The sequence below is a fragment of the Cyclobacterium jeungdonense genome, assembly GCF_010994275.1.
In the GTDB taxonomy this organism is placed as follows: Bacteria; Bacteroidota; Bacteroidia; order Cytophagales; family Cyclobacteriaceae; genus Cyclobacterium; species Cyclobacterium jeungdonense.
Genome location: NZ_WMCD01000013.1, coordinates 99425 through 121361 on the forward strand (window position 1 = coordinate 99425; position 21937 = coordinate 121361).

15 protein-coding genes and 1 pseudogene are annotated in these 21937 nt (G+C 47.3%); 7 read left to right on the forward strand and 9 right to left on the reverse strand.

Going from position 1 to position 21937, the window contains the following annotated elements; translation table 11 throughout:
- Nucleotides 1–82: 82 nt before the first annotated feature.
- From GKS34_RS20900 to GKS34_RS20925, 6 genes are all read right to left on the reverse strand, one after another.
- The gene (locus tag GKS34_RS20900) at nt 83–2380 is read right to left on the reverse strand and encodes a hypothetical protein (RefSeq protein WP_240459402.1); all 2298 of its coding nucleotides are present in this window, start codon (nt 2378–2380) and stop codon (nt 83–85) included.
- Nucleotides 2381–2485: 105 nt separating this feature from the next.
- The gene (locus GKS34_RS20905) at nt 2486–2809 is read right to left on the reverse strand and encodes a helix-turn-helix domain-containing protein (RefSeq protein ID WP_163386955.1); all 324 of its coding nucleotides are present in this window, start codon (nt 2807–2809) and stop codon (nt 2486–2488) included.
- Entirely contained in the window at nt 2802–3968 is a 1167-nt protein-coding gene (locus GKS34_RS20910; RefSeq protein WP_163386934.1) for an efflux RND transporter periplasmic adaptor subunit, read from the reverse strand. Before GKS34_RS20910 ends, GKS34_RS20905 begins: the two co-directional genes overlap by 8 nt.
- Nucleotides 3969–4170: 202 nt before the next feature.
- Entirely contained in the window at nt 4171–8487 is a 4317-nt protein-coding gene (locus GKS34_RS20915) for a CusA/CzcA family heavy metal efflux RND transporter (protein ID WP_163386935.1), read from the reverse strand.
- Between the two features lie 69 nt (nt 8488–8556).
- Nucleotides 8557–10269, reverse strand: a complete 1713-nt coding sequence (locus GKS34_RS20920) for an amidohydrolase (protein WP_163386936.1) — start codon at nt 10267–10269, stop codon at nt 8557–8559.
- A 42-nt stretch (nt 10270–10311) separates the two neighbouring features.
- Nucleotides 10312–10626: an antibiotic biosynthesis monooxygenase family protein gene (locus GKS34_RS20925; RefSeq protein WP_163386937.1), complete on the reverse strand. Its 315-nt coding sequence runs from the start codon at nt 10624–10626 to the stop codon at nt 10312–10314.
- Nucleotides 10627–11022: 396 nt separating this feature from the next.
- Here GKS34_RS20925 and GKS34_RS20930 point away from each other — a divergent pair, with 396 nt between their 5' ends.
- The 7 genes from GKS34_RS20930 to GKS34_RS20960 all read left to right on the forward strand — a co-directional run bounded on the left by GKS34_RS20930 (nt 11023) and on the right by GKS34_RS20960 (nt 19828).
- Nucleotides 11023–12009, forward strand: coding sequence for a DUF4097 family beta strand repeat-containing protein (locus GKS34_RS20930; protein ID WP_163386938.1), 987 nt, complete (start codon nt 11023–11025; stop codon nt 12007–12009).
- A 249-nt stretch (nt 12010–12258) separates the two neighbouring features.
- Nucleotides 12259–14436 carry a penicillin acylase family protein gene (locus tag GKS34_RS20935; RefSeq protein WP_163386939.1) on the forward strand — a complete coding sequence of 726 codons (2178 nt, stop codon included), beginning with the start codon at nt 12259–12261 and terminating at the stop codon, nt 14434–14436.
- A 159-nt stretch (nt 14437–14595) separates the two neighbouring features.
- Nucleotides 14596–15978, forward strand: coding sequence for a cytochrome ubiquinol oxidase subunit I (locus GKS34_RS20940; protein WP_163386940.1), 1383 nt, complete (start codon nt 14596–14598; stop codon nt 15976–15978).
- 6 nt (nt 15979–15984) lie between these two features.
- Complete coding sequence (gene cydB, locus GKS34_RS20945) at nt 15985–17022, forward strand: cytochrome d ubiquinol oxidase subunit II (RefSeq protein ID WP_163386941.1); 1038 nt, start codon at nt 15985–15987, stop codon at nt 17020–17022.
- Between the two features lie 99 nt (nt 17023–17121).
- Nucleotides 17122–18066, forward strand: coding sequence for an SMP-30/gluconolactonase/LRE family protein (locus tag GKS34_RS20950; RefSeq protein WP_163386942.1), 945 nt, complete (start codon nt 17122–17124; stop codon nt 18064–18066).
- Between the two features lie 95 nt (nt 18067–18161).
- Nucleotides 18162–19433, forward strand: a complete 1272-nt coding sequence (locus GKS34_RS20955; RefSeq protein WP_163386943.1) for a mandelate racemase/muconate lactonizing enzyme family protein — start codon at nt 18162–18164, stop codon at nt 19431–19433.
- 86 nt (nt 19434–19519) lie between these two features.
- Entirely contained in the window at nt 19520–19828 is a 309-nt protein-coding gene (locus GKS34_RS20960) for a putative quinol monooxygenase (RefSeq protein WP_163386944.1), read from the forward strand.
- Between the two features lie 300 nt (nt 19829–20128).
- Here the strand turns inward: GKS34_RS20960 and GKS34_RS20965 are convergent, their stop codons facing one another.
- From GKS34_RS20965 to GKS34_RS23830, 3 genes and pseudogenes are all read right to left on the reverse strand, one after another.
- Nucleotides 20129–20386 carry a hypothetical protein gene (locus GKS34_RS20965; protein ID WP_163386945.1) on the reverse strand — a complete coding sequence of 86 codons (258 nt, stop codon included), beginning with the start codon at nt 20384–20386 and terminating at the stop codon, nt 20129–20131.
- A gap of 12 nt (nt 20387–20398) precedes the next feature.
- Nucleotides 20399–21301 carry a hypothetical protein gene (locus GKS34_RS20970; protein ID WP_163386946.1) on the reverse strand — a complete coding sequence of 301 codons (903 nt, stop codon included), beginning with the start codon at nt 21299–21301 and terminating at the stop codon, nt 20399–20401.
- A 418-nt stretch (nt 21302–21719) separates the two neighbouring features.
- Nucleotides 21720–21937: pseudogene (locus GKS34_RS23830) on the reverse strand (IS91 family transposase); the annotation flags it as partial.

A 21937-nucleotide genomic window follows, 5' to 3' on the forward strand; every position in this document is an offset into this window, starting at 1 on the left:
TTCTCAAAATTCAGCAATGAAGCAGGCCTAAAACACATGCTCGTGCCCATAGGCCGGTGTAAACTCCTCATTTTTCGCTAACCTACAAAAATTTCGGCCGATCCGGCCCATCATAAGGCGCAGCTCCAACTTTTTCCCCTGAACGTTTATCCACCTCCAACAATTCTGGATCACTCACTTCCGGGGCCTGAATAAATCCATAATGCCGGCCCATCCAGTAATCCCGGATAAAGCCCACCGGCTCCATGATGCGCTTGCTGTTTTGCCCACCATCCAATACAATGGCCCTTCTGGCTCCACGGGTAACGGCCGCTTCGCGGGGTGAAATGGCTTTGACACCGCCTTCATAGGAGGTGTATCCTTCGTCTACAAACAAGTCATCCCGGTGAGAATTGTGGTAATTGTGTTCGATACAGTCCAGGGTCCATTCCCTGAGGTGCTGCACGGCCGCATCCAAATCTGCATCATTGCCAGTCATGGCGGCATAGGTGAAGTTAAACCAGGGAATTTTTTCCATTCTTTTGATCTCAAAAGTTCTTTCCAGGCTTCTCAGGTAGATGGAGCGCATTTCCGGATCCTTCTCGTAGCGCAGCAAGGTATTGTAGGCTTCAAAGGCCAGGTTGTCATCCCAGGGGGCAATCTGGGAAGGAGGGAAGGTATTTTTTTGTTTGATGGTATTCTCTGCATAGCCCCAATCCACCAACTGCTGGTATCCCTTCTTGAAGCGTTCTTCCCCGGTCAGGGCATAGGTGGAATAGGAAAAAGCCAGTGCTTCCAGCCCGTTAACGCCCCGGTCGGACCAGCCATAGGGGCGGAGCAGGTATTCCGGATTCCAACGTCCCCAGCGAGTGGGCTGCCCATCGGCATCGATCAGCACCCAGCCGTTTTCCATGATGTATCCGGCGATGCGGCGCATGTGTTCTTTGGCCAGTTCTTTTTCTTTGCCTTCGGCTGCCAGATCGTGAAACAAGGAAACGCTGTAAAAATGTGCGATGATCTCGTCGCTGGAGGCATCTCCTTTCCAGTACCAGAGGCTGTCTGCGGTGGCATTCCATTTGGCAGGCAAGCCACCGGATCCCCTTTGCCCCATTTCTCCTTTATCACCCTTCCGGGACCAGATGGAGCGGGCGATCAGGCCGTCGATTGGCGTGATCCGTTCCAGCCACAACATGGCTTGGAAGGCATCCACCGCTTCTTTCCTTGCCGTTTCCTCTCCGGTTACGGCGTATTTGTAGCTCATAGCCGATAGGTAGGTGGCCGTATGGGCGCCGTCGTTATCGCTGATTTCGCGTACCCATTCGCCCTGGTAATCGCGGATGGTATGGATAAAGCCCATGCGCTTATGTCCCCAATTTTCCAGCCAGTATTCATAGTGGTCAGTCTTTTTCCGTAAGGTAAAGGGTTCGTAGCGGATAATTCCTATTCCCCCTTCCGTGGCCACCAGTACTTCGTTTTCGGCCACAGCAATATCGTTGACCCGATTGTCCGGCAGCCAGTGGTCGGCACCGAAATAATGCCAGTCCTCGTCGAGCATCCGTATCGCTCCTCTGGGCGTGCCGATCCATACATCCCGGTCAAACCCCTGTACCAATTGCCGGGTTTCTTCCACCGGAAGCCCATCGTCTCCCTGGATGGATTGCAGGGAAGCGCCCCGGAGAACACCTAATCCCCGGTCCGTGCTGATAAACAGACTGCTGCCCATGGAAAGCAGTTCACCAGTATTTTTGGAGGGCAGATTGCCCCAGTCGATCAGGTGCTCGTTGACCACCTTGCCCGAAAGCTGAACCAGTTGCCCGGGTCGAAGGATATGCAGGGTGCCGCTGTAACTGGCAATGGAGGTGATGGGACCTAATTTCACCGGATCGGCCAATAGCTGCGTGCCATCCTCCATCAGCATGGTCACGTCACTGGACAGGTAGCCCCCTTCGGGCTCAATATCGGTTAATTTTCCTTGTTTATAGACAAATATGGCATCCCGTGTGGCGGCATGGACCTTGCCCAGATGCAGGCAGACATCCACAAAGTTGTCCTCGCTGAGTTTCTCCCAGGAATTGTCGGCAAAACGGTAAAATCCGGAGGAAGCCATCACCCAGGCCGAATGGTCTAACACCTCCAACTTGCTTATTCCCGCCGGACTGTTGGATACCGGCTGGAGTCCGTCCGCTTTTAATTCCTGAAGCTTTCCATCCAAAACGGCATAGGATCTGCCCGAGAGAATGGCCACCTGCGTCACGGCGGTAGGAGTAGGAACAATATCACTTTTTTCCTGAAGGAATACCTTATCGGCTACCGGTTCCCAGAGGGTTTGCTGGGCTGCCAGGGGCAAATCAAAGACAGATAAAAGAAGACCAAAAGAATAGAATTTCAGCGATTGAATCATGGAATAAATTTTTGTGATTGGGTCTGCGACGATGCGCTCTATTATCCTATACCGCTTCTTTCAGAAAAGGGCCATTAGTAAGCGTCGATTCCTGATGGATGGTAATTAGAGGCAGGTGAATTGAGGGGTAAAAGCCAGTTTTTTCTGAAAAGCTTTTGGGGTCTTTCCAAAACGGCTTTTAAACGCTCTGATAAGATAAGTGACATTATTAAATCCAGGCATAAAGCAGACCTCCTGCACCTGTGAATTGCCTTGCTTCAGGTAGTTGGCGGCCAGATTTAGGCGTTGGTCCAGGATGTATTCCATGGGACTGGTGCCCAACACTTTCTTAAATGACCGGGAAAATTGGGCTTTGCTCATACAGGCTTTATTACTCAATTGATCCAAGGTAAGGTTTTCCCGGATATTGGTTTGGATCGATCTAGTTATCGTGTCCTCCGGCCTCGTTCAGTGCATTGGATAAATAATAGGTGCCAGCCACGACCACACTGTCTTGAAATAATTCCTCATTTGAGTTCAAAATGGCCGTGTAGCCCATGGCTTCAATTCCGGTACGAACCTGTTTCCGTTGATATACTTTGCCTTCCTGATTACTTTCCTTGAGTACAAAAAGAAAGGTTTCACTGCCTTCATGAACAATGGATCCGGAAGGTACCGTCCAAACTGAATCTTGATTCACTACGATATAGCTATTGATATACATTCCTGGTAAAAAGGAATCATTTTCAGTATCCAAATGCGCATGCACCTGCACAAAACGGCCTTTGGGGTCAATGGTATTTCCTTTTCGGTAAACGTGTCCATAAAACAATTGCTCTTCAAAATCCGGTAAGGTAAACGTAACTGCCTGCCCTTCCATCACTCTGGGAATATCCTGTTCCAATACTTTCATCTCCACATGCAGGTGTTCACTGTTGATCACCTCCATCAACACCTCATGCGGAGCACTGTGCTGCCCGACTGAAGTCTGTAAAGCGGAAATTTTACCCGAAATCGGACTTTTTAAAAGCACTTTTGACTGCAGGTTACCTTGTTCCAGGGAATGAATATCGGCGCCCATCAGTTGCAGGTTATTTTGCAGGGCGGATTTTTTGGCCTCGGCTGCCTGAAATGCCGCCCGGGCTTCTTCAAATTGTTTTTGAGAGGAGATGTTGTCCTCTCGCAGGGTTTGTTTTCGTTCAAAGTCGCTTTCCAGACTGGCAAGACTGCTGAGGGTTTCCAGGTATTCCTGTTGCATGGATACAAATTCCGGGCTGGAAGCAGTGATTACCACCTGCCCTTTGGTAACCGGATCGCCTACGATAAAGTGTATTTTTTCCACAAAGACGGTGGTAAAGGAATTAATAGTGGCTTTGTACTGAGGTGGGGAATCGATGAATCCGGGGGCTTTTACCAGGTTGGTTAAGGGTTGTTTGATAAAGGTTCCGCGACGTATGCCGGTAATGACCTCTTGTTCCGGAGTCAACTGGACCGCTGCTTCCCTGTGTTCCATGGATTCCTCATTTCCTTCAGTGGTATGCGTATCCTCATTACAGGCCATTTGCCCGCTTACAAGTAGAAATAGGAGGAAAAGATTAATTAGTTTCATCTGTTTATTATTTTTTTTCAACGGTCAGATGGAATCTCGCATGCTTTATAATCATCCCACTGTGTGACGTTCTCGTCATGCTCGATTTCATGTGTTTATAATTGTTTCTTAATGGTCACATAGCCTGTCCCGTTCCTTAATCGGGAGAATCTCGCATGTTGGATAATCATCCCTCCGTCTGTCGCTTGCGTCATGCTCGAATTCATGGCAGGGTAAAATAGTGAATGTCAAGAACGGTTTGGTTGTATTTATTCAGCAGATCCAGATGATCCATTTCAATTTCGGTGGCGTATTCCAGGCTCCGGATGTATTCCAGGTAGTCAATTTCTCCGTTATCAAAACTCTTTTGCGCGGTGCTGACGATTTCTTTCGCCAGAGGCAAGGCTTCCCGGGTGTAATAATCAAGCTCTTTGATATGCATTTCCAGGGCTGTTTTTTTCTGGTTTAATGCCGATTCCCAGCGGATGCTCAGGTCGTCTATCTTATTTTCGGATTGGTAAACGGACAAGCGGGCGGACTGCACCCGAGCCCGTGTGGGGCCAAACCATAGTGGTAGTTGAATACCGGCCTGGTAACCGAAAAAGCCACTTATGCCGTCGACTTTCTGAAACATGTATTGTACATAAAACCCGGGCAGTAGCTTGTTTTGCATCTGTTTCCTTTCCGCCGAAAATCGCTCCTTTTGATGCACCAGGTAATCGTAGGAGGGATGATTTTCCAGGCTGGGTAATTCGGAGAATTCCAATCCTAGCGCCGGCACCGTGACCTGTAAGGTATCCGAAGACTGCACCACTTCCTGAAGTTGTCGGTAGGCAATCTGGATCTGCTGGTCCAACTGAGAATAGTTCACGCGTATTTTTTCGGACCTGGCTTTTGCCATCACCATGGCCAGCCTGTTAGTCATTCCGGATGCATAGCGTTTTTCGGACGCCCGAAACAGATCTTGGTATAGGGAATCGAAGCCGGCGTATTGTCGCTTCTTTTTTACCAGGTAATCCAGTTGATAGCAGGCTTTGTACACTTGTTTTTTCAGGGCAAGAGTCCTTAGATCGTAGGTGTCTTCTGCCAGCAAGCGTTCCTTCTCCAGCACTTTTTTTCGGGCCACATAAACTCCTGGAAAATCAATGTATTGCTGAAAACCAAATGCATCTACCCCGTCACCCTCCAGGTTGCGCTGGTTTTCTTCTGTGCCGACAAAAATTAAGGAAGAGGGCAGGTCCCAGGCCGTTTTGGTCAGAACCTTCCGGTTTTCTACAGCTAAGCGGACGGCAGCCAGGTCAAAATTGTTTTCCAATGCCCGGTTCCAGGCTTCTTTCGGTCCGATTGGACTATCTTGTGCTTGACCCAGAAAAGGAATTCCGGTCAGCAAAATCAGAAAGAAAGCTGCTTTATTAAAGCTGAAACTCGGTAATTTCTTTGTTTTCACTACAAAATACACCACCGGCAACACAATTAACGTTAGAAAAAAAGCTGTAATCAAGCCCCCGATTACCACCGTGGCAATGGGCCGCTGCACTTCAGCTCCTGCGGAAGTGGATAGGGCCATGGGAATAAACCCCAGAATATCGGTGGAAGCGGTTAATAGTACCGGTCGCAAGCGATTTTTACAGCCTTTCAGGATTCGTTTTCGGATATTGGTTTCCCCGCTAGTTTCCAGGTCATTGAGGTAACTTATCAGGACGATACCATTCAGCACCGCAATACCAAAAAGGGCAATAAATCCAATTCCGGCAGAAATACTAAAGGGCATTCCCCTAATCCATAGCGCCACAATTCCGCCTATGACCGCCAATGGAATGGACAAAAACACCATTATCGTCTCTGAAACTGAATGGAAGGTAAAGTAAAGCATAATGGCAATCAATAATAGAGCCAGGGGCACCACTTTGATCAGGCGGTCCCGAGCCTGGTTCAGGTTTTCAAACTGCCCTCCATAGGCAATGGAATAGCCCGTGGGCAAATCCAACTGAGCATCCAGCAACTCCCGCACATCGGTAACAATGGATTCCACGTCCCTTTCCGTGGCGTTCAGGCTTAATACAATTCTTCTTTTGGTATCGTCTCTGGAAATCTGTGCCGGACCGGACTGGAAGCTGATGTCGGCCACCTGTTTCAATAATATTTTTTCGCCGTTTTCCAGAGGTAGGCTCAATTCGTTCACCACCTCGGTGCTGACCGTTTCCCGATCCAGACGCAGGGCAAGATCAAATCTGCGCTCGTTTTCAAAGATAGTACCTACTTTGCTGCCGGCGAAGGCCGTGCGAATTACCTGATTCACATCTGCAATGCCCAGGCCATAGAGCGCAAGCTTATCCCGGTCGTAGCTGATGGATATCTGGGGCAGGCCTACCAATTGTTCTACTTTGATATTGTCGATTCCTTCCACATCCCGGATAATGGTAGCTGCCTCCAATCCATAGCGATACAGGGTCTCCAGGTCTTCTCCAAAGATCTTGATGGCCAGGTCGGATTGCACACCGGTAAGCAATTCATTAAATCGCATTTCTATGGGTTGGGTAAACTGGTAGGTGATGCCCGGTAAAACCGAGAGTTCCTCCGTCATTTGGTTTGCCAACGCAGTTTTTCCGGCGGCTCTGGACCAATTATACGGGTCTTTTAGTTTGATAATAATATCCGACATTTCCATGGACATGGGGTCGGTAGGGATTTCCGCCGCTCCGATTCTACTGACGACTTGTTCTACTTCATCAGGAAATTTTTCGAGCAAGATAGATTCGATCTTGGTGGTGATTTCGACAGTTTGGGCCAGGGAGGTGCCCGGTTTCAATACAGGCTGGATCACGTAATCGCCTTCATCCAGGGTAGGTAGAAACTCCCCCCCAAGACGGGAAAATATAAAAAGACTGATGCCAAAACCAATCAACGCAGTAATCAAAACGAGTTTATAGTGATTCAGAGCTTTTATCAGCACCGGTTGGTACCAGCCATGGACAGTCCGGATGATTTTGGCAGAGAGTGTGCCTTTCTCATTTTTCGAAGGGCGGATAAACAGGGCCGCCATGACTGGCACGTAGGTCAGGCAGAGAATCATGGCTCCTGCTAGGATAAACATAAAGGTCAAGGCCATGGGTTGAAACATTTTACCTTCTACCCCGGTAAAACTCAGAATGGGAATGAAAACAATCAAAATGATGATCTGACCAAAAATGGCTGCGTTCATCATTCGGTTGGAACTTTCAATGACCAGCTTGTCCACTTCTTCTTTTTGGGCATTTCCTTTTAAACCGGGAAACTTTTTGCTCATTTGATAAACCACATATTCCACGACCACTACCGCTCCATCTATCAAAATTCCAAAGTCGATGGCTCCCAGACTCAACAGGTTGGCATCTACCTGGAAAAAACTCATCAGCGAAATGCCAAAAAGAAGGGAAAGCGGGATGACGGAAGCCACTAATAATCCGCTGCGAAAATTCCCCATCAGGATGACCAGAATGAAAATAACAAATAAGGCACCCAGGACGAGGTTTTCCTGAATGGTAGAGGTGGTCTTATCGATGAGCATCGAACGGTCAAGAAATCCATTGATGTACACTCCTTCCGGGAGAATTTTTTCGATTTCAGCGATTCGTTCCTTAACGCTTTTTATAACTGCATAGGAGTTTTCTCCTTTCAGCATCATGACCTGCCCCAGCACTTTTTCCCCCTCACCGTTTCCCGTGATGGCACCGAATCGGGTGGCATAGCCGAATCGAACTTCTGCCAAATCTCCGATTGTGAGGGGCACGCCGCCGCGGTTGGTCACTACAATTTTCCGGATATCCTCCAGGGATTGGATCATGCCCTCACCGCGAATAAAGTAGTTGGTCTGGTTTTTTTCGAGATAGGCCCCGCCGGCGTTTTCATTATTGTCCTCCAGGGCTTGCAAAACTTCGAGAAGGGAAACATCCATGCTTCGGAGTTTTTCAGGTTGCATGGCGACTTCGTATTGCTTCAGGTAGCCACCCCAGGTATTGATCTCCACCACGCCTTTGATACCGGTCAACTGCCTTTTTATCAACCAATCCTGGATCTCTCTCAATTCCATCACCGAATAGCGGTCTTCATACCCAGGCCGGGTCTCTAAGGTGTACTGGTAGATTTCACCCAGACCTGTGGAAATGGGGGCCATTTCGGGGCTGCCAAAGTGAGCCGGGATGTCCTTGCTGGCCTGTGCCAGTTTTTCTCCTATCAATTGTCGCGGCAGGTAGGTGCCCATTCCTTCCTCAAAAACCACTGTGATTGTGGACAATCCGTATTTGGAGACCGATCGGATTTCTTCCACCCCGGGCAAATTGGCCACCGAAAGTTCTATGGGGAAAGTGATAAATTGTTCTACCTCTTCCGTAGCCAGGTTTCGGGCAACAGTAATGATTTGTACCTGATTGCTGGTAATGTCCGGAACAGATCCAATGGATAGGCGCTGGAAGGAAAAAAGTCCCCAGATCACAAGGCCCAAAACAGCTAAAAGAACAATGAACTTATTTTTTACGCTGAAAGCGATTATCCGGTGAATCATTTACAGTGTTGTTTGACGCAAGTTAAAAATAGTTTGCTAAATCTATAGTACTTGCTGGCATGATAGATGTTATTGTTGATAGACGATTGCCCCATCCATTACCGTCATGATCACTTGTGTCTGAAGCAATTCAGCCTCCGGGATTTCCATGATATTCCGGTCAAAGACCGTGAAATCTGCCACTTTCCCTATTTCCAGGCTCCCTTTCATACTTTCTTCAAAGGAACCATAAGCTGCATCCATGGTGTAACTTCTCAATGCCTGTTCTCTTGTCATCTTTTGATCCGCTTCGTAGCCTCCTTCCGGGCTTCCGTCCAGGGTTTTGCGGGTGACGCTGGCATAAAAATTAGCCAGGGGATTAATCGGCTCTACGGGTACATCGGTACCGTTGATGATGGGAACTCCGGATTGTAGGAGGGCTTGCCACATGTAAGCGCCTTCCTTGATCCGTTGTTCTCCGAGTCGTTCAATGGCCCAGGGCCTGTCTGAAGAGAGGTGAATGGCCTGCATAGCCGGAAGTACGCCCAATGCTGCAAAGCGGGGAATATCCTCCGGATGCAGGTGCTGGGCATGTTCGATGCGAAAGCGATGGTCCTCGCTTTTATCTGGATATTCCTCCAATGCAGCTTGGTACCGATCCAGTACCTCATTATTGGCCCGATCCCCAATGGCATGGGTGCAAAGTTGAAAGCCGTTTTGCAGGGCCATTTTTGATATTTCGTAGACATATTCCATCGGCATGGTTTCGTGGCCGAAATGGCCCGGCCGGTCGCTGTATTCCTCCAGTAACCAGGCCCCTCGGGAACCCAAAGCTCCGTCACAACTCAACTTAATCGAGCGAAAGGTGAGCAGGCTGTCTATCACCGGACCTCTTTCCAGCCATTCTTCCAGAAATTCCCGGTTTCCTCCTGCGATCATGGCGTACATGCGGAGCTCCATTTTTCCTTCTCGTTTCATTTGCTGGTACAAGTCTACCGTTTTGGAACCGACCCCTGCATCGTGAAATCCCGTGATGCCATTGCGATGGCAGGCAGCCATCGCTAGCTCGAATGCCTGCCTGTCTTTTTCCGGGCTATTGGCAGGAATATGCCGGGTGATCAATCCCATGGCTGTTTCATTGAAAACCCCTGTCGGGTTTCCGTTTTCATCCCGGATTATTTCCCCTCCTTCCTGGTGTTCAGGATCCGAGAGTTGTTCTTTTCCCAGGGGATTTAAGCCGGCGATCTCCATGGCCCGCGCATTGGCAAAACCGGCATGGCCGCTGGCATGGTATAAAAACACCGGATGATTGGGTGAGATTTCACTGAGGGCATGGTGAAGGGGAAAGCCGGCTATTTCCTTGCCCGGAGATTCGGTCCATTTACTCTGGTGCCAACCGCGGCCGGTAATCCACTCTCCGGCGGGAGTCTTTTCCACAGCCGCTTTGACTCGGTCGACGATTTCCTGAAAACTTTTAGTATCGGATAAATCCAGGTTCAATTCGTTATATCCCAGGCCCATAAAATGCCCGTGGCCCTCAATCCAACCCGGTGTGAGTGTTTTTCCTTGCAAATTGATCACTTCTGTATCGGGTCCGATAAATGCCTGAACCCCATCCTGGTCGCCTACATAAACGATTTTATTTCCGTCTATGGCAATGGCCTCGGCGGTCGGCTGGTTGTCGTTTACCGTATAGAGGACGCCGCCGGTAAATACCCTGGTTGCTTTTTCCCTGTATTCAGAACAAGCGCTCAACAAAAGAATTGCTGACAGTGCTAGTAATGCGTGAAGTCTGGTTTTCATAAGTGAATCAATAATAATGGTAAATCGTGGATAAAGTGAGAATTAAAAGCCGTACTCCTTTTCTACTTTGCAGATCCTGATTTTATAGGTTTGGTACCATTTTTCCCTGCCAAGGTCTTGGGCCAGGAGATGGCGGGTTTCATTTTTCCAAGCAGCGATGGCCTCCAGGCTCACCCAGTAACTTACCGTTATGCCCAGCGAATCTCTGGCAGATTCATGACCCAGGTATCCGGATTGCTCTGTTACCAATGCGTCCATTTCCCTGGCCATATCTGAATAATCTTCCCCGGCTTCCGGACTTTTGATACTGGTAAATATCACGGCATAGTAGGGAGTTGGGGGAGTATTACTGATCATTGAGGGTTTTAGTTATAATATAAAAGGAAATTTATTTAGGTTAAAGGTAAAAAGAATTAGGAAACTCGACAGAGGCAAGGTTTCATAATTTCCAAAGAGCCGGAAGTGTTACAATACGGGTGGTGAATCCGTTTTGCCGGGACTCCTTTACAACTGGCGACTCAAAGTTAGCCAGCATCCGTTCATTTCAATACTGGAAGTTCGTGGTACTGCTTCGTTATTTTCGTCCGAAAGTAAATTATTTTGTCCGATTTTGAACAGTATGGGTAGTTGTCCTGTCAAATTGTAGGGGAGGTAAGGCCAATAATTGGCGAAATGAAGTGTTTTTGAAAATTGGCATTAGATTGGATAATTTATTTTCCAACAGAAAACAAATTGATATAACATTATCACTAAATGAAAGCAGTAGAAGGTAAACAGGGAAATAAAATTTGGAATTTTAGTTTCCCTTCCAAGAAAAAATTAAATGTTAGCGGATTGTTGGTACTCAGCATTCTTTGTTTCTCTTCATGTTTGGATCCAAATTTGGAAACGGTGGCTGATATCGAAGAAAGTTTTGCTGACATCACGTCCATTGAAGTAGATGCGGGGTTTCTGCCGGCGCAGTATGTAGGAGATCCTGACTTGGAGGAAGTATCCCTGGACGCCTTGCTTAGATCCAATGTGGATGGGGGGAAAACAATTTCCTATCGGGTGGTAGGCGAAAAACTCATGGTAAGCCTTGATAATAATGGCGTGAGAATGGGCCGGTCAGAAGGATATATTAGGCTAGCGGGTCCCAGCAACATGTCGTTACAGATGCATGCTGGATCCGGTACGATCCATGCCGAAAATGTAATTGGAGATAGAATAGATTTGGAAGTGAATTCCGGCCGGGTTAGCGCCAAAAATCTTGATGCTTTGGAAGTATACCTTACAGCAAGCTCAGGTGAAGTATTGGGTGAAATCATCAAGGGAAATACGGTTGCATCCGTTTCGTCAGGGAAATTGAAGCTGCACCAACTTGACGGGAATTTGGATGCAGAAACATCCAGCGGAAATATGGAATTTAGAGCTATTAACGGTTTATTGAATGTCAAGTTGAGTTCCGGAAAAATTACTATGGATCAGGTGCAGGCTTTAGGAAAAGTAACCCTTAGTTCCGGGCAAGTCTCAGGTAGCGACGTTGGGTTAAGCGAATATACCTCTTTTAAAGCTTCTTCAGGAACTATTTCCATCCAGACCAACAGTAACCTAGCTGCTTTCAATTATGAAATCCATACTGGAAGCGGAAGGGCAAAAGTTGGAGAGAGTGAGTCATCCGGAACCCTGGTAATCATGAATGGGTCCCCTCATACGATTAAAGGAGAGGTAAGTTCAGGTAGAATTACCATCGTCAATTGATCCCTTTTATTCTAAAATAGTTACCGGACGGATGAATCCGAAAGGATTGATTTGTCCAACTAATTTACCCCAGGATTCTAATGCCAACAATCAAACCAAAAGCAGTTTTGTTGTTGGCATTTTTTTTTATTGCCCGAAACTGGATTTTTGCCTATTATTGAACGCAATTACAAGAGGTCTGGAATCAGTCACTGTGTAGTAATGATTGCAATTTTCTGGCCTTTGACTAGAGACGTTTAACCACTAACCATGAAAAAATTACAACTATCATTGCTTGCCCTATTAGTATGGGCCTGCCAGGCTCCGGTTACTAGCGAATCAGGTGATTTAGCGCTACGGGCAGAAAATGTGACCATCATCCGGGATGACTTCGGCATTCCCCATATTTATGCTAAAACCGATGCCGATGCTGTTTTTGGTATGCTGTATGCCCAATGTGAAGATGATTTTCGCAGGGTAGAAAGAAACTATATCTGGGCAACCGGGCGGCTGGCCGAACTGGAGGGGGAGGAGGCGCTTTACAGCGACCTTCGGGCGAGGTTATACATGACTGAGGCAGAGGCAAAAGCCGCCTATGAAGGGGCGCCCGAATGGCTTCAGGACCTGTGCAATGCCTTCGCAGATGGGGTTAATTATTATTTGCAAACACATCCGGAAGTAGTACCTAAGGTTCTGACCCATTACGAGCCCTGGTTTCCCATGTACTTTAGTGAAGGGTCCATTGGAGGAGATATCGAACGCATATCTTCTCAACGCATTCAGGCTTTCTACGAGGAACAAAAATCTCTTGCTTATTCGGAGTTTGGGGATGGATTGCTGCATCCTGACCCTTACGAAGAACCCAAAGGTTCCAATGGAATCGCCATTGCCCCGGAATTGAGCGCCACCGGAAATTCTCTTTTATTGATCAATCCACATACCTCTTTTTACTTTCGTCCGGAGATTCACGTGGTAAGTGAAGAAGGCCTGAATGCCTATGGGGCGGTCACCTGGGGGCAGGTTTTTGTATACCAGGGTTTTAATGAAAAAACCGGCTGGATGCATACTTCCACCCGGCTGGACTTTATGGATGAGTTTATGGAGGAAGTGAGGGAGACCGGGGATGGCTATGAGTATGCGTATGGGGATGAATGGAGGGCAGTGGAGGAAATTCCTGTTACGCTGAAATACAGTTCTCCGGAAGGATTGCAGGAAAAGTCCTTTACCATGTACCGTACGCATCACGGTCCGGTTACCCACCAATTGGAGGATAAATGGGTGGCCACTAAAATCAACTGGGATCCCGTCAATGCCCTGATTCAAAGTTTTACCCGAACCAAACTGGACGATTATGAAGCCTTTCGTGAAATGATGACTATCCGGACCAATTCCTCCAACAACACCGTTTTTGCGGATGCTTCGGGTAATATAGCGTATTTTCACGGCAATTTTATTCCTAAAAGAAATACTTCCTTTGACTTTGCCAGACCGGTAGATGGCAGTGATCCGGCCACTGACTGGAATGGCCTGCACACGGTGGACGAAAGCATTGTGATCCTGAATCCGGCGACCGGATGGATTCAAAACTGCAATTCAACTCCTTTCACAGCGGCAGGCCCCTATAGTCCCAACAAAGAGGATTATCCTTATTACATGGCACCCGATGCGGAAAACTTTCGCGGACTTCATGCCGTGGATTTGCTTTCGGAGTCCAGCGATATTTCCCTGGATGACCTGATTGAACTGGGATACGATCCCTACCTACCGGCTTTTGAATACCTGATCCCTATCCTTTTGCAATCCTATGAAAACGTCGGGGCACCGCAAGGAGAATTGGCAGCTGCCCTGGGGCTGTTACGTGAATGGGACTATCGGACCAGTGAGGAATCCGTGGCTATGAGTCTCGCTCATTTCTACGGTATGGCCTTCAACCGTCAAATAGGAAGTCCTTATGCACTGATTCCGTTTAATCAGGAAGCAGGCAGTGCCCTGGATTACGAAGCGGAAGAAGTGGTCTCGGCTTTTGAAGAGGCCGTTGCCCAGTTGGAAGCGGATTTTGGGAGCTGGAACATTCCCTGGGGAGAAATTAATCGTTTTCAGCGATTGAGTGGAGATATTGATTTGGCCTATGACGATTCCAAAGAAAGCCTTCCCATTGGATTGGCCTCGGGTCGCTGGGGGGCCTTGGCCTCTTTTGGAGCAAGTGCCCGGGAAAACACCAAAAAACTCTACGGCTCCTCCGGAAATAGTTTCGTGGTAGCGGTGGAGTTTGGCGATAAGGTACGTGCTAAAAGCCTGCTTGCCGGCGGCCAAAATGCAGATCCGGACTCTCCTCATTTCGACGATCAGGCAGAAATGTATGCCAACGGAACCTTCAAGGAGGTGGCCTACTATCGGGACGAGGTAGAAAAAAGGGCAGCAGAGACCTACCATCCCGGCAAAAGGTAAGGCACCACCAATTTTATGATAATTTTCAGTAAAATTTCCACCAAGTGGAAGTGGATTTTTCCTTAGATTTTCAGAGATTTAGGATGCCTACCAGAAAATACAGGTTACCTGGATTTAGTATAGGAGTATGCGTTTCCTTTTCACCAATCGTTGCCGGTTATGGATGTAGAAATTTTGTCCCGGATTCAATTCGCTTTTACGATAGCGTTCCATTATATCTACCCACCGTTAAGTATTGGTTTGGGATTGATCATGGTTATTATGGAGTCTCTCTATCTGAAAACGGGCAACAAGGAGTACGAACTTTTGGCCAAATTCTGGACCCGGATATTTGCCCTGACTTTCGGAATAGGTGTGGCGACAGGTATAGTCATGGAATTTGAGTTTGGCACCAATTGGGCTACCTATTCCCGCTATGTGGGCGATGTTTTCGGAAGTGCGTTGGCGGCGGAGGGCATTTTTGCCTTTGCACTGGAAAGCGGATTTCTGGGTGTCTTGCTTTTTGGATGGAACAGGGTAAAGCCCTGGGTTCACTGGGTAGCCACCATGGGAGTCTTTTTAGGGTCCATGTTTTCGGCGGTTTGGATTGTCATTGCCAACAGTTGGCAGCAAACACCAGCCGGTTTCCATGTCGTAGGCGAGGGAATGGAAGCCAGGGCCGAAATCACTGATTTCTGGGAAATGGTATTCAACCCTTCCAGTATGGACCGATTGATTCATACCTGGCAGGGAGCCTTTCTGGCAGGAGCTTTTCTGGTCTTAAGCGTACATGCCTATTACCTGCGCAAAGGCAGGTTTGTGGAAATCTCTAAAAAAGCCTTTCGCATTGCCTTGGTCGTTGCCACCATTTTTTCCCTTTCCCAGTTGGTGTCCGGCCACAGTTCTGCAAATGGCGTGGCAGAAAATCAACCCGCTAAACTGGCTGCCTTTGAAGGGCATTTCGAAGCCTCCGCCCCCGGAGATATGTATTTATTCGGATGGGTAGACAAAGAATCCCAGCAGGTATGGGGAATTAAGATTCCAGGAGGGCTCTCTTTCTTACTGGATTACCGTTTCGACACACCGGTTACCGGTCTCAATGCCTTCGCGGAGCGTGATCGTCCTTCCCAGATCAATGCCGTATTTCAGTTTTACCATATCATGATTTCGATTGGGATGTTTTTGATTGCACTGACCTTATTTGCCTGCTACAAGTGGTACAGGGGCGATTTGTTTGAGACGAAATGGTTGCTTTGGGTATTTTCTTTTTCCGTAATTCTGCCTCAGGTAGCCAACCAGGTGGGCTGGTATGCGGCAGAAATGGGCAGGCAACCCTGGGTGGTGTATGGCCTGTTGCGGACCAGTGATGCCTTGAGTAAATCAGTGACAGAAAATCAGGTGCTTTTCTCATTGATTATGTTCTTTTTCATCTACACCTTGTTGCTACTTCTGTTTTTGTATCTACTGAATAAAAAAATCAAACACGGGCCCTATGACGAAGAGGAGGACAATGACCTTCCCTTTCAGCGAGAAGTCGCCCAATCATTTTCCAACCCTAAATAAGATCAGATGGAAACGTTAGCTGGTATCGATTATCCCACACTCTGGTTTCTGGTGGTAGGAGGCTTGTTTTCGGGCTATGCCATCCTGGATGGATTTGATTTTGGGGCAGGGGCCTGGCACTTGTTTTTCAATCAGGAAAAAAGCAGACGTCTGGCACTCAATGCCATCGGCCCGGTATGGGATGGCAACGAGGTGTGGCTGGTCATTGGCGGGGGAGCCCTTTTTGCCGGATTCCCGGTAATGTACGCGACCTTGCTTTCCGGTATGTACATTCCCTTTATGCTGTTTTTGATGTTCATCATCTTCCGGGCCGTGTCCATTGAGTTCCGAAGCAAGGAAGAAATGGCCTGGTGGCGGAAAATGTGGGATATTTCCTATTCGGTATCGAGTATTGTATTGCCCTTTCTACTGGGAATAGTGCTGGGAAATGTGTTGTTGGGCTTGCCTATAGGGGAAAATTTTGAGTACGAGGGGGGTGGATTCTTCACTTTTCTGAATCCCTTTGCCCTGATGGTGGGCACTTCTACCCTGGCGCTGATGATGAGCCATGGTGCCATCTACCTGCTGCTGAAAACCGAAGGCAGGATGTATGCAAAGCTAACTGTTTTGCTAAAAAAGGGCATGATTTTCTTTATGGTAAGCTTTGGCATCACCTCCCTGTATACGCTGATTTATATCCCCCATCTTTCGGACACCTTCCGGAATCAACCGGTTTTATTTATTGTTCCGCTACTGGTTTTTTTGAGCATCGCTAACGTACCCCGCTTGTCAAGTAAAAAGAAATACGGGCAGGCTTTCTTTTTTTCTTCCCTGACGATTAGTTTGTTGTTGGTGTTGGTGGCCATCGAATTGTACCCCAACCTGCTGGTATCCACGCTGGATCCGCAATATACCATCACCGTCTACAACGCCGCTGCCTCGGACAAGTCGCTGGGAATTATGCTGACCTTTGCTGCCATCGGTACCCCGCTGGTAATTGGGTACACGACCTTTGTATACCTCACCTTTCGCGGCAAGGTCAAGATCGATGAGATGAGTTATTGAAGGCCATCCTCCCTTTTTTCCGGATGATTTGAGCGGTAGGCCATTGCCTTTTAGATGGATTCCTGTATATTTCCTATAGAACCAGTAAACCCAAAAACCATGAAGATAACGTCCCACCTCCGCAGAATCAGTTTTTTCGCTCTTTTCTTCCTTTTTCTTCTCCCTGTATTTGGTCAAAACCTGGACGTTAAAGACCAGGCGCTGCTGGATCTGGTAGCTGAAGACGTGGAGGTAAAGAAATTGGCAGATGGATTTCGATTTACCGAAGGACCCGTCTGGAACAAAGAGGAGGGTTATTTGCTTTTTAGTGATATCCCGGCCAATACCATTTACAAATGGAGCCCAGGGGAGGGGGTGACCGTTTTTCGGGATTCCAGCAACAATTCCAATGGCCTGACCTACGACGCGGAAGGTAATCTACTGGTAGCCGAGCACAGTGGTAGAAAGATTGCCCGGCTTAGTTCGGACGGAGATTATGAGGAAGTAGTAACGGAATACAAAGGTACCCGGCTCAACAGTCCGAATGACCTGGTAGTACACAGTAAAGGGTCCATTTATTTTACCGACCCCCCATATGGGCTCCCATCCGGAGCTACAGATACCCTGGGATTTAATGGTGTCTACCGCTTTCACAATGGGAAAACGACCCTGATTGCAGATGACCTGTTTCGACCTAACGGCCTGGCTTTGTCTCCGGATGAGCGGACCCTGTATGTGGCCAACTCCGATGGGCCCAAAAAGTACATGAAGTTTCCGGTTAGCAAAGGAGGGAAAGTTGTTAAAGGAAAGCTTTTTTTTAACGCCTCGGGGTTACCGGGCAATGGCAATCCGGACGGTATCAAAGTGGATTCGCAGGGCAACCTCTTTGCTACCGGCCCCGGGGGAGTATTGGTATTTGCGCCTAATGGCCGACAATTGGGCACCATCCGCTTTCCGGAAACCCCTTCTAATCTGGCCTTCGGGGGGGCGGATGGAAAAACGCTTTTTGTGACCGCAAGGACGGGACTGTATGCCGTAGAACTAAAAGTTGCTGGAAATCAATAAATACATGAAATCGAGCATGATGGAGTCGACACACAGAGGAATGATTATAAAGCATTCGAGATTCCATATGGCCTTAAAGAGACAATTATAAACATATGAAACCGAATAGACGGAAGTTTATCAAGCGTTCTGCCCTGGGCGCGGTAGCCGGGCTAACGACATTTTCGATGGATACCCGGGGAACCACCACTGAGAAGTCGCCCCGGCAGGAGGAAGCCCTGGACCGGGTGCTGGCCGAACCGGTATTACGACTGGAAGAACTGAAGGATCCGGTCTGGATTGAGACGGTGGAATTGCTGCGCAAGGACGATAACTATATCTGTCGCGTTCGCTCCAGAGACGGAGCGGAAGGGCTATCCGTAAGCAATAACATGCAGATGAAGCACCTGTACCCCATTTTTGTCAACCGCATTCAGCCCTTTTTTATCGGCAAGGATGCAAGGGAATGGGAAAAGCTTTTAGAAGAGGTGTACGTGTACCAAAGCAATTACAAGCTGCAAAACCTGGCCTTCTGGGTGCCGCTGGCCACCCTGGAGTTTGCCATTCTGGATTTGTTGGGAAAATTGGCTGGAAAAAGCATGGGGGCGCTCCTGGCTGAAACCATCTACCATCCGGAGATCGCCGTGTACCAGGCCAACAACTACCGGGGTAAACCTGCGGAGGAATCCATAGACCTGATTGAAAAGCATGTCCGGGAAACCGAGGCCCGGGCCCTGAAATTCAAGGTGGGTGGCCGGATGAGTCACAATGCCGATTATCCTCCCGGCAGAACCGAAGCGCTAATCCCGCTGGTACGGGAGCGTTTTGGGCCGGAAATGGTGATTTACGCCGATTCCAACGGCTCCTACACTCCGAAAGAGGCCATACGCATTGGTAAACTCATGGAGGAATATGCCTATGATTTTTACGAGGAACCCGTTCCGTTTGACTGGTATGAAGAAACCCGGGAAGTCACCAAAGCGATAACGATTCCGGTAGCCGGTGGGGAGCAGGAACCCAGCATGCATGGCTTTCGCTGGCTGATCAAGGAGGATGCGCTGGACATCGTACAGCCTGATATTTTTTATTTCGGGGGGATGGTACGTTCCATGAAGGTGGCCAAAATGGCGGCCCTGAAAGGAATGCCCTGCACGCCCCATATTTCTGGTTCTGGCCTGGGCTACCTGTACATGATGCACTTTGTATCGGCCGTTGCCAATGCCGGACCCTTTCATGAATTCAAGGGGTTTAACAATGAAATTCCCCTGGAGAGTCCTACTTCCAGCCTTAGCAGTGAGGGCGGTAAAGTGACCGTTCCCACGGGGCCGGGCCTGGGCGTTACCCTAGACCCGGATTTTGTAGCAGCGCACCGGGTGGTAACCGGGTAACCCGGTAGATCTGCCGGGAAGAAAGTAAAAGGAGATTTCTTTACCTTTTGCCGCTAATTAGAACAATCAATGCTAATCCATATAACATGAACCAATACCTATTGAATGGCAAATTGACCGCAAAGCCCGGACATCAGGAAGCACTGGCAGCGATTTTATTCCAAGCGTCCAAACTGGTGGCTACCGCCAAAGGATGCCGATTATACGTCATCGGAAAGGACAAGGCCGATAGCCATTCCGTATACGTTACCGAAATCTGGGACAGCAAAGAGGACCACGACAATTCATTGAAAGTAGAAGGGGTACGGGAACTTATCACCCAGGCCATGCCCTTACTGGACGGCCCGCCAGCCAAAGGGCAGGAGCTGGAAATCATCGGTGGAACGGAGATTTAAGATGGAGTATTCCTTCGGAAACGGTACGTAGCGGCTGGAGGGGTGGAAGGCTGGTCTTTTGCAAGGGAAAAACCTTGCATACGAAAAATAGGATTTATTTATTATTGCTTCAATGTCCGAAATGGTTAATTTCTCGAACGAAAACAGCGAGTTGGCTGAGTTACATAGTCCGTATACACGCAACGCCCCCTCCAAAACATAGCTTTATACTGATGTTGGCAACAATTTGAGAAAAACCGAACTAAGTGATTCATTAAGGCATTTTATAATTGGTTACACGATAAATCCGGTATATTTATTTCATTTGCATTCACAAGTTCCTTTAGAAATTACTTTGCTTCGAAATTCTTTCTGATTTGAATCATTATCCCTTTCCTCAGTGTCCAATAATTCACTTGAAATTTCAATATAAATACACGAGGTATCCTTGCATTTTCCATGACAGGCTCCAGCTGCCGACTCCCTAGCCTTAATCTGTGCTGCCTTGTCTGCCTCTGATTCTAATGCTTTCCAGGGGCCCCATTTTAATGCAGATACATCCTTTGGTTCACAATCCATTTGGTTCGATAATTAAAAATCACTTGTTAATTTACCTCTCTCTTTTGAGCAATCAGCACTTGTTCGATATGGAGTTTCCGATCTGTGTAGAATTGTTCTTTTAGGCGGAGTTTCATTACAAAATAAGACTATTGTAGTTTCTACACTTCCAAAGCATACATTTATGGGCAAATTAATTGTCCTAGTGTATAGACCATTGCTTTGCAATTTAGCTTCGGCCATGATATGTAAGTTCTCTATTTTTTCACCAGTATTGGAATCAAAACCACGAACTATTATTTCCATCAGCAAATGACAGTTTTCGTTCTCCTTAAGTTTCTTTTTGATTTCTTCTGGAGGATTCGCTTGTGCTTCATAAATTTCATTATCCGTTGTGTTATCAATTGACAACGCTTCCCATCTCATTGCTCGCCTTAGTTTCCTCTCTAATTCCGCTAATTCCCTCATTCGTTGAGCAATCAACACGGCACCTCCTATTGAGGCGAGACCTAAGAGGATGGTAATTATTGCCTGTTTTTTTAATAATGATTTACCAATGGTCTTACCTACAGGTGGCTTCTCTAGAATTGGGTCGCCATTTGGTTTGAATAGACCTGTATCCTGCGGTTTAAACCCATCTAAAAACCCTGAAATTGCTCCTAAAGCATCCTTTCCAAATTTTCTAACAATCAGAAGAGTTATAAAAGTAATTGTTAAATTCCCTGCATCTGGGGGATCCTCTCCGAAAACTTCTTTGTATAATTCTCGCCAGGTTTTTTCTGATTCTTGTTCTATTTGAATCAATAATTGTCTTTTCTCCTCCAATTCTTCAAGGACTGAGATTTCAGAGGCATCAGGATTAAAAGCTGGATCTCCATTTCGATCCCAATCTTCTTGTTCCCTGAGCCATTCATCTTTTAATTTAAATGTTGCCATAATTATTGGTTTTTGTTTGATATAAATCTGAATTATAATGTTCGATATGGAATGAATAGAAATGTACAAAAAAAAAAATCAAACCAATCTTTATCAAATAGTTATCGATTTTAGACTATTTATAAAGTTAGATATTCAGAACTGAATAAAAAATAACTGTTGCCTAATAACTAAGCATTCTGACGGCTGGAACAGCCTAGTCTGAATGCAGTGTTGAACGAATGGGTGCTGGGAGTTAGGGTAATTATGGGGAATGGTTTTCCCGTTTTTATTTTTTAGCGCTGGGGGAATGAAAAAGTGGCTGTTCTTAAGTTGGCCGTTGGTCTGGGTTTGCTTTTTTTAGTAGATGGTATCCATTAGTTAAAGGTTTTTGGAGCGAATTTTAGCTTGTTTTTTCGGTTTGGACATACCTGTCCCGTTAAGCTACCTGGCGCTTATTATTTTGCTTCCTGATTTTGTTGAACCAGTTTGATGGTGGCCCCCTTTGGTCGAAACATGCCACTGTATGCAGTTCTCCGGTCTTGCAAAAAGGGCACCTTCTGAGCAGGGAAGCTGGTGTTATCCCTACTTCTATTATAACCTGACCGATCTGACTGTCGATATTGACTTTGTGGGTAGCCTTGAAGGCACTGGCCA